Source organism: Acidovorax cavernicola, assembly GCF_003581445.1.
This window is the reverse complement of sequence record NZ_QXMN01000041.1, coordinates 17,397-35,359: the sequence shown is the minus strand read 5'-3', so window position 1 is coordinate 35,359 and position 17,963 is coordinate 17,397. Positions and strand designations below refer to the sequence as shown.

At 69.0% G+C, this 17,963-nt stretch carries 14 protein-coding genes; 8 read left to right on the top strand and 6 right to left on the bottom strand.

Translation table 11 applies throughout. From position 1 onward, the window contains the following. Window positions 1-76 precede the first annotated feature (76 nt). The 5 genes from D3H34_RS24815 to D3H34_RS24795 form a co-directional block, all read right to left on the bottom strand. Complete coding sequence (locus D3H34_RS24815; protein ID WP_119556906.1) at window positions 77-1,069, bottom strand: LysR family transcriptional regulator; 993 nt, start codon at window positions 1,067-1,069, stop codon at window positions 77-79. A 94-nt stretch (window positions 1,070-1,163) separates the two neighbouring features. Next, the gene (gene xdhB / locus D3H34_RS24810) at window positions 1,164-3,623 is read right to left on the bottom strand and encodes a xanthine dehydrogenase molybdopterin binding subunit (protein ID WP_119556905.1); all 2,460 of its coding nucleotides are present in this window, start codon (window positions 3,621-3,623) and stop codon (window positions 1,164-1,166) included. Between the two features lie 2 nt (window positions 3,624-3,625). Then, window positions 3,626-5,245: a xanthine dehydrogenase small subunit gene (xdhA, locus tag D3H34_RS24805; protein WP_119556904.1), complete on the bottom strand. Its 1,620-nt coding sequence runs from the start codon at window positions 5,243-5,245 to the stop codon at window positions 3,626-3,628. 184 nt (window positions 5,246-5,429) lie between these two features. Further along, window positions 5,430-6,209, bottom strand: a complete 780-nt coding sequence (locus tag D3H34_RS24800; RefSeq protein WP_119556903.1) for a sulfite exporter TauE/SafE family protein — start codon at window positions 6,207-6,209, stop codon at window positions 5,430-5,432. A gap of 162 nt (window positions 6,210-6,371) precedes the next feature. Beyond that, the gene (locus D3H34_RS24795; protein ID WP_119556902.1) at window positions 6,372-7,286 is read right to left on the bottom strand and encodes a LysR family transcriptional regulator; all 915 of its coding nucleotides are present in this window, start codon (window positions 7,284-7,286) and stop codon (window positions 6,372-6,374) included. An 86-nt stretch (window positions 7,287-7,372) separates the two neighbouring features. Here D3H34_RS24795 and D3H34_RS24790 point away from each other — a divergent pair, with 86 nt between their 5' ends. Genes D3H34_RS24790 through D3H34_RS24775 form a run of 4 tightly spaced genes read left to right on the top strand, consistent with a single transcriptional unit; the run spans window position 7,373 to window position 12,651 of the window. Then, window positions 7,373-9,532: a thiamine pyrophosphate-dependent enzyme gene (locus tag D3H34_RS24790; RefSeq protein ID WP_119556901.1), complete on the top strand. Its 2,160-nt coding sequence runs from the start codon at window positions 7,373-7,375 to the stop codon at window positions 9,530-9,532. A gap of 14 nt (window positions 9,533-9,546) precedes the next feature. Beyond that, complete coding sequence (locus D3H34_RS24785) at window positions 9,547-11,175, top strand: indolepyruvate oxidoreductase subunit beta family protein (RefSeq protein ID WP_119556900.1); 1,629 nt, start codon at window positions 9,547-9,549, stop codon at window positions 11,173-11,175. A gap of 16 nt (window positions 11,176-11,191) precedes the next feature. Then, window positions 11,192-12,184 carry a Bug family tripartite tricarboxylate transporter substrate binding protein gene (locus D3H34_RS24780; RefSeq protein WP_119556899.1) on the top strand — a complete coding sequence of 331 codons (993 nt, stop codon included), beginning with the start codon at window positions 11,192-11,194 and terminating at the stop codon, window positions 12,182-12,184. Window positions 12,185-12,204: 20 nt separating this feature from the next. Next, a complete protein-coding gene (locus D3H34_RS24775) occupies window positions 12,205-12,651 on the top strand; it encodes an acyl-CoA thioesterase (protein WP_119556898.1) in 447 nt (148 codons plus the stop codon). A 6-nt stretch (window positions 12,652-12,657) separates the two neighbouring features. Here D3H34_RS24775 and D3H34_RS24770 read toward each other — a convergent pair whose 3' ends face one another. Further along, window positions 12,658-13,134 (bottom strand): low molecular weight protein-tyrosine-phosphatase, encoded by a 477-nt coding sequence (locus D3H34_RS24770; RefSeq protein WP_119556897.1) that lies wholly within the window; start codon window positions 13,132-13,134, stop codon window positions 12,658-12,660. A 208-nt stretch (window positions 13,135-13,342) separates the two neighbouring features. Here D3H34_RS24770 and D3H34_RS24765 point away from each other — a divergent pair, with 208 nt between their 5' ends. The 4 genes from D3H34_RS24765 (at window position 13,343) to mgtA (ending at window position 17,892) form a co-directional block, all read left to right on the top strand. Beyond that, complete coding sequence (locus tag D3H34_RS24765; protein WP_286186198.1) at window positions 13,343-13,621, top strand: hypothetical protein; 279 nt, start codon at window positions 13,343-13,345, stop codon at window positions 13,619-13,621. 289 nt (window positions 13,622-13,910) lie between these two features. Then, entirely contained in the window at window positions 13,911-14,126 is a 216-nt protein-coding gene (locus D3H34_RS24760; RefSeq protein ID WP_119556896.1) for a hypothetical protein, read from the top strand. Between the two features lie 214 nt (window positions 14,127-14,340). Then, window positions 14,341-15,102, top strand: coding sequence for a PA4824 family protein (locus tag D3H34_RS24755; protein ID WP_147400482.1), 762 nt, complete (start codon window positions 14,341-14,343; stop codon window positions 15,100-15,102). A 24-nt stretch (window positions 15,103-15,126) separates the two neighbouring features. Then, on the top strand, window positions 15,127-17,892 hold the full coding sequence (mgtA, locus tag D3H34_RS24750; RefSeq protein ID WP_119556894.1) for a magnesium-translocating P-type ATPase: 2,766 nt from the start codon (window positions 15,127-15,129) through the stop codon (window positions 17,890-17,892). Window positions 17,893-17,963 lie beyond the last annotated feature (71 nt).

Sequence of the window (17,963 nt, the reverse complement as noted above, 5' to 3'; positions counted from 1 at the left end):
TCGCTTGTCTCCAGCTGTTGTGTGTTGGCGGTTCGTTCATCGTTGCCTCGGTCGCGACGCCGGCGCGACGGAAGCCTCAGGGAGGATCGGAAAGCGGTTCAGCCGGCAGGGCACGCGCGATGGGCGGGGCGGCATCGAAGCCGGGCCGCAGCGACGCCGCCACGCCCTTGATGCATTCGCGCAGCCAGCGCGCGGAACTCGACGAGTGCGTGCGTTCGTGCCAGAGCTGGTAGTACATGAGGCGCGGCAGCGCGGCCGGGCACTCGAGGATCTTCACGGGCAGCCGTGCGGCAAAGCGCTCGCAGTACTGGCGCCCGGTGGTCAGCACCAGCAGGCTGGAGGCCACCATGTCGGGAATGAGGCTGAAGTGCGCGCAGCGCGCCGTGATGTTGCGCTGCCGCCCCAGCTCGTCGAGCATCTGGTCGATGATGCCGCGCCCGCCCGGGTGCATCGGCGTGGGCGCGATGTGCTCGGCCGCCAGCCAGGTCTCCAGGTCCCAGCCGCGGCGCACCGCCGGATGGTCCTGGTTGACCAGCGACACCACCTCGTCGCCAAAGAGGCGCGCCATGTGCAGGTCTTCCGGCGGCTTGAGCCAGTTGCCGATCACCAGGTCGACCTGCCCGAGCGCCAGGTGCCCGTGGTAGTCCGAATCGGGCGTGAGCGCATGGATCTCGATCTGGCACAGCGGCGCCTCGCGCTTGACCTGCGCCACCAGCATCGGCAGGAACAGCGGGTCCATGTAGTCGCTGGCCGCGATGCGGAAGGTAGTGGCCGCCGACTGCGGCTCGAAGCCCCGTGCATCCGAGAACAGCATTTCGGCCGCGCGCAGGATGCTCGCGGCGGGTTCGATCATGCGCAGCCCCGCATCGGTCGGCACCATGCCCGAGCCCGAGCGCACCAGCAGCGGGTCGCCCGACAGCTCGCGCAGGCGCTTCAGCGCGGCCGAAACGGCCGGCTGGTACATGCCCAGGCGGATGGCTGCGCGCGAGACGCTGCGGTCGGTCAACACGGTGTGAAGCACCCGAATCAGATGAAGGTCGATCTTGTCGAAAAGCGCCTGGTCTCTCATGGCTGTTCACACCTTTCTTGTCTGTGCGAACAGTTATACAGCGCAACATTTGGAGAACGGAAGGACGCTCGGACCGTGCGAGCACGGCCGGTGCTCATTCGCCAGAGGCTGCCTGCACCGCGGTGAGGGCGCGCAGGATGGATTCGCTCGTGGCCGGCGCCTTCAGCGGCGGATCGACCCGGTGCCCGCCCGCGGCCGACACGGCATCGCGGATCGCGAAGAACACCGAGAACGGCAGCAGCAGCGGCGGTTCGCCCACGGCCTTGGAGCGGTGAATGGAATCCTCGAAGTTCTGGCCCTCGAACAGGCGCACGTTGAACACCGGCGGGCAGTCGTTGGCCGTCGGGATCTTGTAGGTGCTCGGCGCGTGCGTGGTGAGCTTGCCGCTTTGCGGATGCCACACCAGCTCTTCGGTCGTGAGCCAGCCCATGCCCTGGATGAAGGCTCCTTCGACCTGGCCGATGTCCACCGCCGGGTTCAGCGACTTGCCCGCGTCGTGGAGGATGTCGGCGCGCAGCAGCTTCCATTCGCCGGTGAGCGTGTCCACCACCACCTCGCTCACCGCCGCGCCGTAGGCGTAGTAGTAGAACGGGCGGCCCTGCATCTTGTCCTTGTCCCAGCTCAGGCCGGGCGTGGCGTAGAAGCCGTCGGACCACAGCTGCTTGCGGTCGAGATACGCCTCGCCCACCACGGTGCTGAAGGCCAGCGTGCGGCCGTTGACCTCGACCTGGTCGTTGGCGAAGCGCACGTCGGCAGCAGTGCCGCCGTGGCGATCTGCCGCGCAGGCAGCCAGGCGTTCGCGGATCTGGCGGGCGGCGTCCTGCGCGGCCTTGCCGTTGAGGTCGGCGCCGGTCGAGGCAGCCGTGGCCGAGGTGTTCGCCACCTTGGTCGTGTCGGTCGCGGTGACGCGCACGCGCTCGAAGCTCACGCCCAGCTCATGCGCCACCACCTGCGCCACCTTGGTGTTCAGGCCCTGCCCCATCTCGGTGCCGCCGTGGTTCACGAGGATCGAGCCGTCGGTGTACACATGCACCAGCGCGCCGGCCTGGTTGAAGTGCTTCACGTTGAACGAGATGCCGAACTTCAGCGGCGCCAGCGCCAGGCCGCGCTTGAGCACCGGGCTCTTCGCGTTGAAGGCGGCGATCTCTTCACGGCGCACGCGGTAGTCGCTGGTGGTTTCCAGCTCGGCCACGAGTTCGTGGACGATGTTGTCGGTCACGGTCTGGCGATACGGCGTGACGTTGTTCTCGCCCTTGCCGTAGAAGTTGACGCGCCGCACGTCGAGCGGATCGCGCTTCAACTCGCGCGCCACCGAGTCCATGATGTTCTCGATGGCGATGGCGCCCTGCGGGCCGCCGAAGCCGCGGAACGCGGTGTTGCTCTGCGTGTTGGTCTTGCCCGAGAAGCCGTGCATGCTCACGTTGGGCAGCCAGTAGGCGTTGTCGAAGTGGCACAGCGCGCGCGTCATCACCGGACCCGACAGGTCGGCCGAATGGCCGGCGCGCGAGACCATGGTGATCTCCGCGCCGAGGATGCGGCCCTCGTCGTCGTAGCCCACGTCGTACTCGTACCAGAAGCAGTGACGGCGGCCGGTGATCATGAAGTCGTCGTCGCGATCGAGCCGCAGCTTCACGGGGCGCTGCAGCTGCCGCGCCGCGATGCCCGCCACGCAGGCGAAGATGGCCGACTGCGATTCCTTGCCGCCGAAGCCACCGCCCATGCGCCGGCATTCGACGTGCACTTCGTTCGAGGACAGATGCAGCGCATGCGCCACCAGGTGCTGCATCTCGCTCGGGTGCTGCGTCGAGCAGTGGATGTGCAGCGTGCCACCCTCTTTCGGGATGGCGTAGCTGATCTGGCCTTCGAGGTAGAACTGTTCCTGCCCGCCGACGTCGAGCGTGGCCTGGTGGCGGTGCGGCGCCTTCGCGATGGCAGCGCGCACGGCGGCCTCGTCGCCTTCGTTGGCGGCCCCGCCGCTGCGCACGATGTGCATCGGCGGCACCACGTACTGGCCGCGCGCATGGGCGTCCTGCGGCGTGAGCACGGGCGGCTGCGCCTCGATGGTCAGCGCGTCCTTGGCCTTGGCGGCGGCGCGGCGCGCGGCATCGCGTGTTTCGGCGATCACGGCGAACACGGGCTGGCCGAGGTAGCGGATCTGGCCGCCATCGTTCACGGGCAGCAGGATCGGGTCGTCATGGATGATCGAACCGCAGTCGTTGGTGCCGGGGATGTCGTCGGCGGTGATGACGGCCACCACGCCGGGCATGGCACGGATGGCGTCGAGCGACAGCGCCGTCACGCGGCCGTTGGCCACGGGCGACAGGCCCAGCGCGCAGTGCAGCGTGCCCGCGAGTTCGGGGATGTCGTCGATGTACGTGGCCTCGCCGGCCACATGCAGGTGCGCCGACTCGTGCGGGCGGCTGATGCCCACGCGCATGCCGCGATCGTGCGCCAGCGCTTCGGCGCCCACGTCGATGCGGGCGGCGGTGTTCTTCAGGTAGTCGGCAAAGGCCTCGGCCGGCTGCAGCAGTCGGGCGTCGATGGGTTTGTTCATGGTCAGAGTCCTTCCGCCGCAACCTTGGCAACGACATGGGGCATCACGCTCCAGACGCTGGTTTCTTCGAGGGACAGTGCGTCCTGCGCACGGGTCTCCAGCCACAGGCGCTGGATCAGGTTCTGCGCCACCTGCAGCCGATAGTCGGCCGAGGCGCGCATGTCGGACAGCGGCTTGAAGTCCTGCGCCAGCGCGAGCTTGGCGGTGGCGACGCTGGCCTGCGTCCAGGGCTTGCCGACGAGCGCCGCTTCGGCGTTCGCGGCGCGCTTGACGGTGGCGGCCATGCCGCCGAAGGCCAGGCGCACGGCCTTCACCGTGTCGCTGCCTTCTTCCAGTTCGATGGCGAAGCCCGCGCACAGCGCCGAGATGTCGCAGTCGAAGCGCTTGCTGATCTTGTAGGCACGCACCTGGCGGCGCATGGCGGCCAGCGGCACGGCCAGCCCCTGCACGAACTCGCCGGGCTGCAGGTGGTTCTTCATGTAGTCGATGTAGAAGTCGGGCAGCGGCATGCGGCGCACCACGTCGCCGCGGCGCAGCTCGATCTGCGCGTCGAGCGACATCAGCACCGGCGGCGAATCGCCGATGGGCGAGCCGTTGGCGACGTTGCCGCCCATGGTGCCGGCGTGGCGGATCGGCGGCGAGGCAAAGCGCAGCCACACCTCCGACAGGCTGGGCACGCGCTCGACCAGCGCGCCGAAGGCGGCCTCGAGCGAAGCGCCGGCGCCGATGTACAGCTCGTCGGCACGCTCTTCCACCGTCTTCAGCTCGGCCACGTCGCCGACATAGATGATGTCGCCGAGGTCGCGGAACTGCTTGTTGACCCACAGGCCGACGTCGGTCGAGCCGGCCAGCAGCTGGGCACGCGGCTTCTGCACGCGCAGCGCGGCGAGCTGGGCGATGGTCTTCGGGGCATGGAAGTGGTCGATGCGGGCGCCGAGCGGGGCCGCGTAGTCCAGGCCGTCGTTCTTCAGCGCGGTGAGCGCGGCCACCACGGGCGCGGTGTCCAGGCGCACGGCGGGCAGGTCGAACATGCGCTGGCCGGCATCGAGGATCGGGCGGTAACCCGTGCAGCGGCAGAGGTTGCCCGAGAGGTCGTCGGCCAGTTGCTGGCGCGTGGGCTGCGTGCCCTCGGCCTGGTGGTGTTCGTAGCTGGCCCACAGCGACATCACGAAGCCCGGCGTGCAGAAGCCGCACTGCGAGCCGTGGCAGTCGACCATGGCCTGCTGCACGGGGTGCAGCGGGTGGACGGCGTGCTTGGCGGGGGCTTCGGCCTTGGGCTTGCATTGCGTTGCACACTGGCCCTTCAGGTCTTCGACCGTGAACAGCGCCTTGCCGTGCAGCGTGGGCAGGAACTGGATGCAGGCGTTGACCGTCTGCAGCTGCAGGCCGCCGACCGTGCCGGGTGCGCCGTCGTCGGTGGCCAGCTCGCCGATCACGACGGTGCAGGCGCCGCAGTCGCCTTCGTTGCAGCCTTCCTTGGTGCCAGTGCAACGCGCGTCCTCGCGCAGCCAGTCGAGGACCGAACGGGTCGGGTGGACGCCGCTGACGTCGACGATCTTTCCGCGATGGAAAAAGCGGATCGGTTGAATCGGATTACTGCTGCTACTGCTCTCGGTGCTCATGCTTTTCAGGCTCGTGGGCGGCCCTGGGTGGGCCAGTCATGGACGTTAGCGGCTTGCGCGGGGTCTTGCATACGGGGGCGCCCATAACGCGTATGTGAGGGCCGGTATGCCACGTCCGGGGAAACCCTTGGATTGACGCTGCAATTCCCGGGCCACGCCGGAAATCGAGGGTTTTCGGCTTTTTTCAGCCGTGCGCGATGGCGGTCCAGGCGGTCGCGAGCAGCGTCACGCCGGCCACCGACAACAGCCCGCCGACCAGCCATTGCAGCGTGCGCGGCTGCAGCTTGTTGGGCAGGCGGTGGTGCAGCCGCGTCGCGCCGTAGACCACGGGCATCGCGCAGCCGGCGAGCAGCGCCGAGCGCCACGAGAAATGGCCGGTGGGTACCACGATGACGAGCCGCACGAGCGAGTTGAAGGCGAACATCAACAGCAGCGCGCGGCGCACGAGTTCACGGTCCAGCGGCTGGCGGTACATGTGGAAGACGATGGGCGGGCCGGAGGCGGAAAACAAGCCGCCCAGCACGCCCGAAAGTCCGCCGATGAGCGCGAAGCTGGTGCGGCCCGACACCGCCGGCAGCGGCTTGCCCTGCAGCAGCAGCAATACCGCGCAGACCAGGATCGACACGCCCAGCAGGCCCTTCAGCCACACCACGGCGCTGCCGCTGAGCCACACGAGCAGCATGAGCCCGACGATCACGCCGACGGTGCTGCCGTTGAGCGCGGGCTTCATCAGCTGCCAGGGCACGGGGCCGGGGCGCGCGCGGAAGTAGGTCCAGGCGTTGATGAGGCTCAGCACGGTCGCGGCATTCGCGGCCTCGTTGACGCTGACGATGTCGAACACCGACACCAGGCCCAGCAGGATGAGGCTGAATGCGAAGCCCGTGAGGTTCTGCGCGTAGGTGGCCAGGGCCACGCAAGCCATGAAGACGAGGATCGGGCCGGCCCCGGAAAGAATCGCTTGCACCGGGATGCCGTCAGCGCGCGCCGGAGCGTGCGAAGCGGTGGAGGAAGGCGGGAGAAAGGGGATGCGGGACGGACATGCGGACGGGGCGGGACGGCGGGAGACGCGAAACGGGAACGCTTGAGAATAACGCGTGTGTGTTCAGGGCGCGTGCACAGGCCAGCGTCAGCCTCGCTCCGAGAACAACGCCACGATCACCTGCCGCAACCACCGGTTGCCCGGATCGGCCTCGAAGCGCTTGCTCCAGTGAAGCGACACCGTGAAGTCGCGCAGCGGAAACGGCGGCTCGACGATGGCATAGCCGCCCTCCGCCGCGAAGCCGCGCGCGATGTTGCGCGGCATCACCACCGCGAGGTCGGTGGCACGCACGATGGCCGGCAGCACCATGAAGTGCTCGGTGGTCAGGCGCAGGCGGTCTTCCAGGTTCAGCAACTGCAGGATGCGCAGCGTGTCGGCATGGGTGCGCACGGCCACGTAGTCGAGCTCCTGCAGCGCGTCGAGCAGCGCCTGGCCGCTGCGCCGACGCTTCACGAAGGGATGGCCTTCGCGCAGCAGAACGATGTAGCGGTCTTTCAGCAATTGCGTGCGCTGCGTGTCCTTCACGCGCGGCAGGAAGCCGAAGGCGAAGTCGACCTTGCCGCTGTCGAGCGCGCCCGCGATCTCGCCGGGAGCCAGCGGCAGGGTCTCGACACGCACGCCCGGCGCCAGCTCGCGCAGCCGCGCCATCAGCGCGGGCAGAAAGCGGCCCTCGCCGATGTCGCTCATGTGGATGCGGAACAGCTTGCGCGAGGCGGCCGGATCGAAGCGCTCGGGCTCGCTCAGCGCCTGCTGCAGCATGGCCAGCGCCGCCTGCACCGGTGCCGCCAGCCGTTCGGCGCGCGGCGTAGGCGCCACGCCGCCCAGGCTGCGCGTGAAGAGCGCATCGCCCAGCAGCAGGCGCAGGCGCGTGAGGCCGTGGCTGGCCGCCGGCTGCGTGAGGCCCAGCGCCTCGGCGGCGCGGCTCACGTTGCGGGTGCGGTAGACGGCGTCGAACAACCGCAGCAGGTTGAGGTCGACCGACTCCATATGCACCGATTTCATATTCGATAGCTGGCTCATTGCATTGAAGTATGACGCACGCCCGCCCACACTCCCGCGTTCTCCCCACGACAGAAGCACGAGACACGATGGAAGTTTCATTCAGCAAGGAAGTGGAAATGCTGCGCCTGGGCGCGGGCGACACCTTCCACGGCGAGGGCATCCTCGCGATCACCAAGGGCCTGCTGCAGTCGGGCGTGGCCTATGTCGGCGGCTACCAGGGCGCGCCGGTGTCCCACCTGCTCGACGTGATGGTGCAGGGCAAGACGTACATGGACGAGCTGGGCGTGCACGTCGAAGCCTGCTCCAACGAGGCCTCGGCGGCGGCGATGCTCGGCGCGTCGATCCACTACCCGCTGCGCGGCGCCGTCACCTGGAAGTCGATCGTCGGCACCAACGTGGCGGCCGATGCGCTGTCCAACCTCTCCTCGCCCGGCGTGACCGGCGGTGTGCTCATCGTGGTGGGCGAGGACTACGGCGAAGGCGCCAGCGTGATCCAGGAGCGCACGCATGCCTACGCGCTCAAGTCGAGCATGTGCCTGCTCGATCCGCGGCCCGACCTGGGCGTGATGGTGCGCATGGTCGAGCAGGGCTTCCAGCTCTCCGAGGCCTCGAACATGCCCTGCCTGATGGAGCTGCGCATCCGCACCTGCCACGTGCGCGGCAGCTTCGACTGCAAGGACAACATCGCGCCCACCGTTTCCACGCGCGCGCTGATGGACGAGCCCGCGGGCTTCGACTACATGCGACTGGCGCACCCGCCCGTCACCTTCCGCCACGAGAAGCTCAAGGGCGACGAGCGCATGCCGGCCGCGCGCCGCCACATCGTGGCGAACGGCCTCAACGAACTGATGCCCGGCACGCGCCACCCCGACCTGGGCATCGTGGTGCAGGGCGGGCTCTACAACGCGCTGATCCGCAGCCTGCAGCAGCAAGGCCTGGCCGATGCCTTCGGCGAGACCGACATTCCGATCCTGGTGCTCAACGTGACCTACCCGCTGGTGCCCGAGCAGGTGGCCGACTTCTGCGTGGGCAAGCGCGCGGTGCTGGTGGTGGAAGAAGGTCAGCCCGAGTACATCGAGCAGGACATTGCGACGCTGCTGCGCCGCCGCGACATCCAGACCCCGCTGCACGGCAAGGACATGCTGCCGCAAGCAGGCGAGTACGGCGTCGAAGCGCTCTCGGGCGGCCTCGCGGCCTTTGCCGAGCGCTACCTCGGCGCGAGCGAGGCGATCGCGTCGGCTCAGTCCTGGCTGGCCGGCAACCGCGAACGCCGCGAGGCCGTCGCGCGCCGGCTCGACGCCCCGCTGCCCGCGCGCCCGCCGAGCTTCTGCGTGGGCTGCCCCGAGCGGCCGGTGTTCTCCGCGCTCAAGCTCGCGCAGCAGGAAACCGGGCCGGTGCACATCGCGGCCGACATCGGCTGCCACGCCTTCGGCACCTTCGAGCCCTTCTCGATGGGCCATTCGATCCTCGGCTACGGCATGAGCCTGGCGAGCCGCGCCGGCGTGGCGCCGATGATGAACCGCCGCACGCTGTCGATCATGGGCGACGGCGGCTTCTGGCACAACGGCCTGCTCACGGGCGTGCAGAGCGCGCTCTTCAACGGCGACGACGCGGTGCTGCTGATCTTCAAGAACGGCTACACCTCGGCCACCGGCACGCAGGACATCATCTCCACGCCCGACGACGAGATCAAGGAACGCGCCGAAGACAAGCAGCAAAGCCTCGTCGACAAGAACCAGACCATCGAGGCCACGCTGAAGGGCTTGGGCGTGCAGTGGATGCGCACCGTCACCACCTACGACGTGGAGCGCATGCGCAAGACGCTGACCGAGGCGCTCACCAGCGACTTCAACGGCCTGAAGGTGGTGATCGCCGAGGGCGAATGCCAGCTCGAACGCCAGCGCCGCATCAAGCCGTGGATCGCCGGCCTGCTGAAGAAAGGCAAGCGCGTGGTGCGCGTGAAGTACGGCGTCGACGAGGACGTGTGCAACGGCGACCACGCCTGCATCCGACTGTCGGGCTGCCCCACGCTCACGCTGAAGGACAACCCCGATCCGCTGAAGGTGGACCCGGTGGCCGTGGTGATCGACGGCTGCGTGGGCTGCGGCCTGTGCGGCGCCAATGCGCACGCGGCCACGCTGTGCCCCAGCTTCTACCGCGCCGAGGTGGTGCAGAACCCGAAGTGGCACGAACGGCTGCTACACGGTCTGCGCGGCGCAGTGGTCAGCGCACTGCGGCCGGCATGAGAGAGAACAACGACATGGAACAGAACCAACGCCCCACCACCCTGCTCGTCTGCGCCCTCGGCGGCGAAGGCGGTGGCGTGCTCACCGAATGGCTGGTCGAGACCGCGCGCCACGCGGGCTACGCGGCGCAGAGCACATCGATCCCCGGCGTGGCGCAGCGCACCGGCGCCACCACCTACTACATCGAGGTGTTCCCGGTGCCGCTCGCGCAGCTGGGCGGCCGACGCCCCGTGTTCAGCCTGAGCCCGGTGCCGGGTGCGCTCGACGCGATCGTGTCGTCAGAACTGCTGGAGACCACGCGCCAGATCGGCAACGGCATGAGCGCGCCGCTGCGCACGCTGGTCATCAGCTCGTCGGCGCGCGTGCTCACCACGGCCGAGCGCATGGTGCCGGGCGACGGCCGCGCCGACGCGCAGCGCCTGCTCGACGTGGTGAAGGCCTTCAGCCGCGAGCACCACGTGCTCGACATGGGCGCGATGGCGCGCGAAGCCGGCACGGTGGTCAGCGCCGTGATGCTGGGCGCCATCGCCGGCAGCGGGCTGTTCCCGTTCCCGCGCGCGGCCTACGAACACGCGGTGCGCGGCGGCAACGACACGGCGCCCGACAAGATCGGCAAGATGGCTGCCGCCAGCCTGCGCGGCTTTGCCGCCGCCTTCGAGGCCGTGAGCGCGCCGCGCGCCCAGGCTGCTTTCGTGCAGGGCGTGCTGGCCAGCGACGACACGCGCGACGCACCGCCGACACCGCAGGCCCTGCCCGACGACGTGGCGCGCCGCTTTCCGCCGGCCGTGCACGACATCCTCGCGCTCGGCCACGCGCGGGTGCGCGACTACCAGGACGGCGCCTACGCCGCGCTGTACGTCGACCGCCTCGCGCGGGTGCTCGAGGCCGAACGCGCCAGCGATCCCTCGAGTGCGCAGGGCTTCGCGGTCACGCGAGAAACCGCGCGCTGGCTGGCCCTGTGGATGGCCTTCGACGACATCGTGCGCGTCGCCGCGCTCAAGGGCCGCGCCACGCGTGCCAGCCGCGTGCGGCAGGAAGTGCGCGCCGGCGACGAGGACATCGTGAAGGTCTACGACCACTTCAAGCCCGGTGCGCCCGAGTTCGCGGCGCTGCTGCCGCCGTCGCTCGCGCGCCGCGTGACCGCGTGGGACCGTGGCCGCCAGTCGCGCGGGCTCGCACCGTGGGCCTTGCCGCTGCAGGTGGGCAGCCACTCGGTGCTGGGCATGGCGTCGCTGCGGCTGTTGTCGTCGCTCACCTGGCTGCGCCGACGCGGCAGCCGCTTCGCCGAAGAGCAGGCGCTGATCGAGCGCTGGCTCTCCGCCGTCGAGGCCGGCACCCGCGCGCACTGGGCACTGGGCCGCGAACTCGCGCTGTGCGGCCGACTCATCAAGGGCTACGGCAGCACCAACGAGCGCGGCAAGCACAACCTGCTGCACGTGATCGACGAACTCGCGGGTCGCGCGGCGATGCAGCCCGCCGCGCGCGCCGAGGCCATTGCCGCCGCGCGCGAAGCCGCGCTCGCAGACGAAGGCGGCAAGGCGCTCGATGCCGCCCTCACGCGCCACGGCGCCGCGCCGCGCCCGGTGCAGGCGCAACCGATCCGCTGGATGAAGCGCCGCCCGACCACCACGACACCCACATAAAAAGGAGACAAGCCCCATGACCCCACGCACCCTGCCCACTCCACCGCGCCGCTTGCTGCTGGCGCTGGCATTGATCGGCACCGCCCTGTGCACGCCCCTCGCGCACGCCGACACCTGGCCGTCGAAGCCGATCAAGGTGATCGTCAACTTCCCGGCTGGCGGCGCGGCCGACCAGCTCGCGCGCGCCGTCTCGCAGCCGCTGCAGGAGGCGCTGAAACAGCCCGTGGTGATCGAGAACCGCGGCGGCGCCAACGGCAATGTCGGCGGCGAGGCCGTGGCGCGCGCGACGGCCGACGGCTACACGCTGCTCATGAGCTCGGGCGGCATGGTGTCGGTGAATCCGCACCTGTACGCGCGCATGAGCTTCGACCCCGCGAAGGACCTGATGCCCGTGGCCGCCGCCGCGCGCGTGCTGGTGTTCCTGGTCACGCGCCCCTCGCTGCCGCCGACCGACGTGAAGTCGTTCATGGCCTACCTCAAGGCCAACCCCGGCAAGCTCTCGTACGGCTCGCCGGGCAACGGCAGCTCGCCGCACCTGGCAGGAGAGATGTTCAAGAGCCAGGCCGGCCTGTTCGCGCTGCACGTGCCGTATCGCGGCGCCGCTCCTGCGCTGCAGGACCTGCTGGCCGGCCAGATCGACTACGCCTTCGACCCCGGCATTGCGCTCAACCAGGTGCGCGCCGGCAAGCTCAAGCTGCTGGCCGTGGGCAGCCCGCACCGCTCGTCGCAGTTCCCCGATGTGCCCACGCTCGACGAAGCAGGCCTGCGTGGCTTCGACGCCGACACGGTCTTCGGCTTCTACGCGCCGGCCGGCACGCCGCCCGATGTGGTGGCGCAGCTCAACACGCAGATCAACCGCGCGCTCGCGCTGCCGGCGGTGAAGGAACGCATCGCGGCCATCGGCGGCGAGCCGGCACCGGGCACGCCGGCCGACTTCCAGCGCCGTGCGCTGGCGGACTCGCAGCGCTTCGGCGCGCTCATCCGCGAGCGCGGCATCAAGGCCGACTGAGCACCCCGGACAATCGACGGATGAACAGCACCCCCTCTTCTCCTGACGGCTCCAGCAAGGAAGTCGTCTACACCGCGCGCGTCGAGTTCGGCGACTGCGACCCCGCCGGCATCGTCTGGTTTCCCAACTTCTTTCGCTGGATCGATGCGGCCTCGCGGCACTTCTTCGCCGAATGCGGCGTGCCGCGCTGGGAAGAAACCGCCCAGACCCTCGGCGTGATCGGCACGCCGCTGGTCGACACGCACACGCGCTTCGTCAAGGCGGCCAGCTACGGCGACACGCTGCACATCGCGGTGCGCATCACCGAGTGGCGCGACAAGAGCTTCGTGCAGACCTACCGCGTGACGCGCGGCGACGACCTGATCCTCGAATGCGAAGAGGTGCGGATCTTTGCGGTCAAGCGCGAAGGCGGCGGCATCCGCGCGGTGCCGATTCCGCCGACGATCCGGGCGCTCTGCACGGGCTGAACGCGGTCAGGCTGCGTCGCGACGCAGCTGCGCGAGCAGCCCTTCCACACCGAGGTCGATCAGGTCGAAGGCCTCGATGAAGGCCTGGTGCCCGCCGTACCACGGGTCGGGCACGTCGCCGCCGATGGCCGGTGCGAACTCCGAGAGCAAGCGCACCTTGCGCGCCGCACCCGCCGGCGCACGCCTGCGCAGCGCGGCGCAGTGCTGCTGCGTCATGCCGACGAGCCAATCGAAACGTTCGAAGTCGGCCGCGCGCACCTGGCGTGCGCTGTGCGCGGGCATCTCGATGCCGCGTCGCCGCGCCTCGGCCACCGAGCGCGGGTCGGGCGGATTGCCGCGCTCCTCGTCGGAGATCGCGGCGCTGTCGACCTCCACCGCGAAGCCTGCGAGCCGCGCCTTGTGAACCAGCAGTGCGTGCGCGGTCGGGGAGCGGCAGATGTTGCCCGTGCAGATGAACAGGATGGCGGGCGTGCTTGTCTTCATGCGCGTCGACTATAGGCACTGGCAAAGGCATTCGGCATAGGCCACCCTGCCGCACCCTACCCATGGCATCCCCCGGTCGAGGGATGCTCCGAGGGAGAAAGAGTGCATCGCATCGCTCTCTCCTGTGAGCGGCTCCCATATCTTCGGTATCGCCTGACACAACTTCTTGCGCTTCACTACGGTCCACGGCCAACGCAGGGAGAAACCGATGCCCAGACCCAGCCTTCACAGCGCCACCATCACGCTGAAACTGCCCGTCGACATGAGCGCCCCGATGGAAGTCGCCGCGCTGCGCGCCGCAGGCATCCCGGTGGACGACCTGGGCAATGCGATGTCGGGCTTCCTCTTCGTGCGCTTCAGCGACGGCTGGCGCGGCGACTCGAACATCTTCCGCTGGTTTCCGACACCCATCGAACGCAGCGCGAACCAGCCGCGAATCCGCAACACACGCCCCGCGCGCGGCCTTTCCCTTGTCCCCAAGGGTTGACGCTGCCAATGATGCGGTGCAACAATCCGGAAATCATTATTTCGGAGCCCCGTGCGTGGACAGTGCCAGTTGGATCAGTGACAAGACGCGTGCCTCGGCAGGCGTGACACTCCAGGCCCTCTAAGCGCAGGCAGCTCCCGCGCTGCGGCCGGCGTGCCCGCAGCGCGAACCCCTTGCCCCTCGGGCAAGCGGCTCTCCCCTACCGATACCCGTTGTTCTCGTCGCTGACTTTTTCAGTCAGCTTGCGTGCGTCCGTGCGCGAGGCCCTTCAGCGCGAAGGAGCCTTGTCATGCGCCAATTTCAGATTCGCCCGTTGCATCCGCAGACGCGACCGTCGCACGGTCGCCCGTCGGCGCACGCCGGTGCACCTGCCCGGGTGAACCCAGCGCCGCACGTCGTCGACGACGAGCAGGCCCTGGACCGCGCCGCCGCGCTGTGGACCACGCGCCGCATCCGCAGCTTCTTCCTGCTGCTCGACCAGCCCGGCCACGGCTCGCGCCGCTGAAGCCTGCCCCTGCCACTCAACCAGAACAGGAGGCCCTCATGGACCCGGACCCTTGCTTGCGCCGCTGCGCGCCGCCTTCACCGCTTTTTCGATGCCCCATTCACCTCGCAGCCTGCCGCGCTGCGAAGGAGTCCTGCCCGCTGACTGCTGAGTAAGCCGTCGCCACGGGAGCCTCCTTCGTTCGCGGCGCGCCGCAACCGAAGGAGAAACTCCCATGACCCGCGAACGCCTGCGGCGTGTCGTGCGGACGGCGACCGCCGCCCGTTCCACCGCCCGCCCTCTCATCGCTCGCCGACCTGCGCCACCCCGCGCCCTGGGATCGGCCCCCGCTTGGCTCGCCACGCTCTGCGGCCTTGCCGCCACACAGACCCACGCCGCCGGCGGACACCACTCGGTGGACGACGCCGCCATCCTCGATCCGGGCCAGTGCCAGATCGAGACCTGGGGCGGCCAGCGCCTCGTGCACCTCGGCCCGGCCTGCCGTGTCGGCCCGGTCGAACTGGGCCTGAACCTCGAGCGTGAACGCACCACCGACGGCCGCACCGTGCGCGCCGGTCCGCAGATCAAGTGGGCCTTCGCGCTCACCGACACGTTGAGCGCCGGCGTGCTGGCCTCGGCCACATGGCAACGCAACAGCGCCGAGCGCACCTCGCTGCGCTTCACCGACAGCAGCCTCGTGATCCCCGTGACCTGGCAATTCGACGAGCAATGGCGCGCCCACTTCAACCTGGGCCGCGACTTCCATCGCGCGCAGCCGAGCACCAGCCATTCGGGCGCCGCGATCGAGTGGGCCGCCCTGCCCGCGCTGTCGCTCGTGGCCGAGCGCTTCCGCGAAGGCGGACGCAACGCCTGGCGCGCCGGCCTGCGCTGGACGGCCACACCGGCCCTGAACGTCGACCTCAGCCACGCACGCGACCTGCGCCACGACGGTCCGCGCGGCTGGACGCTGGGTCTCACCTGGGCATTCGCACGCTGAACGCCCGCACGAAGGAGAAGAAAAATGAAGAACGTCCTGAAGTCCTTTTTCGAGAGCTTCCTGCGCAGCCGCCACATGCTGCATCACTTCGAGCGCTGGCAGACGCTGCTCAGCGCCAAGCCCAGCAGCGTCGGATCGGCCGCGATGCCGCCCGAGATCGCCAAGGCGCTGGCCGCCGCCTCGCACACCGATGCGGGCGAAGTGCTGGTGCGCATGAACAGCTCGTCGCAAGGCCTGACCGAAGCCCACGCGCTGGCCCTGCGCAAGCGGCTGGGCAGCAACGAGGTGCGCCACGAGCAGCCGCTGCCGTGGTGGAACCACCTGTGGCAGTGCTACCGCAACCCATTCAACCTGCTGCTGACGGTGCTCGCGCTGGTCTCGTACATCACCGAGGACACGAAGGCCACCGTGGTGATCGGCAGCATGGTGCTGCTGTCGACCGTGCTGCGCTTCCTGCAAGAGTCGCGCTCCAACAAGGCGGCCGACCGGCTCAAGGCGATGGTCAGCAACACCTCGACGGTGCTGCGCCCCACGCCAGGCGAAAAGGCAGGTCGTGCGGGTGACTCCGGCTTCGACCTCGCGCACGCCGGCACGCAGCGCATCGAAGTGCCGATGCGCGACCTCGTGCCCGGCGACGTGATCGCGCTGTCGGCCGGCGACATGATCCCCGCCGATGCACGGCTGCTCTCGGCCAAGGACCTGTTCATCAGCCAGTCGGCACTCACCGGTGAATCGATGCCCGTGGAGAAGTTCGCCGCCACCGCCGCCGACCACCAGGCCGGCGTGCTGGAGCGCGACAACCTGCTCTTCATGGGCACCAACGTCATCAGCGGCACGGCCACCGCGGTCATCGTGCACACCGGCGCGCGCACCTTCTTCGGCGCGCTGGCGCAACGCGTGAGTGCCACCGACCGGGGCACGACTGCCTTCCAGGCCGGCATCAACCGCGTGAGCTGGCTGCTGATCCGCTTCATGCTGGTGATGGCGCCGCTGGTGCTGGTGATCAACGGCGTGACCAAGGGCAACTGGTGGGAAGCGGCGCTGTTCGCGCTGTCGATCGCGGTCGGCCTCACGCCCGAGATGCTGCCGATGATCGTGACCGCCACGCTGGCCAAGGGCGCCGTCGTGATGTCGCGCCGCAAGGTGATCGTGAAGCGGCTCGAAGCCATCCACAACTTCGGCGCGATGGACGTGCTGTGCACCGACAAGACCGGCACGCTCACGCAGGACCGCATCGTGCTCGAACGCCACACCAACGCCTGGGGCGAAGACTCCGACCATGTGCTGCAGCAGGCCTATCTCAACAGCTTTCACCAGACGGGGCTGAAGAACCTGCTCGACAAGGCGGTGCTCAGCCACGCCGAAGTGCAGCTCGACACACAACTGCAGACCAGCTGGCGCAAGGTCGACGAAGTGCCCTTCGATTTTTCGCGCCGCCGCATGTCGGTGGTGGTGGCACACGGCGACGACGAGCACCTGCTGATCTGCAAGGGCGCGCTCGAAGAGATCCTGTCGGTGTGCACCTCGGTCGAACGCGGTGCCGAAGTGCTCGCGCTCGATACCAATGTGATGACGCGCATCCATCGCGTGGCCTCCGAACTCAATGCCCAGGGCCTGCGCGTGGTGGCGGTGGCCAGCCGCACGCTGCACGCCGATGCACGCAAGCCGGCCTACAGCGTGGCCGACGAATCGGGGCTCACGCTGCTGGGCTACGTGGCCTTTCTCGATCCGCCGAAGGAATCGACCGTACCCGCACTGCAGGCGCTGGCCGCGCACGGCGTGGCGGTGAAGGTTCTGACCGGCGACAACGAGCTGGTCACGCGCAAGGTCTGCGGCGACGTCGGCATCGACGCCGGACGCATGGTGCTGGGCCACGAGGTCGAGCGCATGAACGAGGCCGAGCTGCGGCAGGTGGTTGAAATGCGCCAGGTGTTCGCCAAGCTCACGCCCGCGCACAAGGAACGCATCGTGCAGGCGCTGCACGCCAACGGCCACGTGGTCGGCTTCATGGGCGACGGCATCAACGACGCGCCCGCGCTGCGCGCCGCCGACATCGGCATCTCGGTGGACGGCGCGGTGGACGTGGCCAAGGAATCGGCCGACATCATCCTGCTGGAGAAGAGTCTGATGGTGCTGGAGCAGGGCGTGGTGGAAGGCCGTCGCACCTTCGCCAACATGCTCAAGTACATCAAGATCACGGCCAGCTCGAACTTCGGCAACGTGTTCTCGGTGCTGGTGGCCAGCGCGTTCCTGCCCTTCCTGCCGATGCTGCCGCTGCACCTCTTGGTGCAGAACCTGCTGTACGACGTGTCGCAGATCGCGATCCCGTTCGACAACGTGGACGAAGAGTTCCTGAAGACCCCGCAGCGCTGGAACCCGGCCGACCTGGGCCGCTTCATGGTGTTCTTCGGGCCGATCAGCTCGGTGTTCGACATCCTGACCTACACCGTGATGTGGTTCGTGTTCGCGGCCAACTCGGTGGAGCACCAGACGCTGTTCCAGTCGGGCTGGTTCATCGAGGGCCTGCTGTCGCAGACGCTGATCGTGCACCTGATCCGCACGCGCCGGATTCCGTTCCTGCAAAGCCGCGCCGCCTGGCCGCTGCTGGCGATGGGCGTGGCGATTGCAGCGATCGGCATCTGGCTGCCGATGGGGCCGCTGGCGCACTACTTCAAGCTGCAGGCGCTGCCGCTCACGTACTTCCCCTGGCTGGTGCTGATGCTCGTCGGCTACGCCACGCTGACGCAGGCGGTGAAGGGCTGGTACGCGCGCAGGTACGGCTGGCAGTGAGCAAGAAGAACAACGACAGGCACGGCGGTAGCGGCTGTCACATGGCACCGCTACCCTGTGCCGCGACAAGG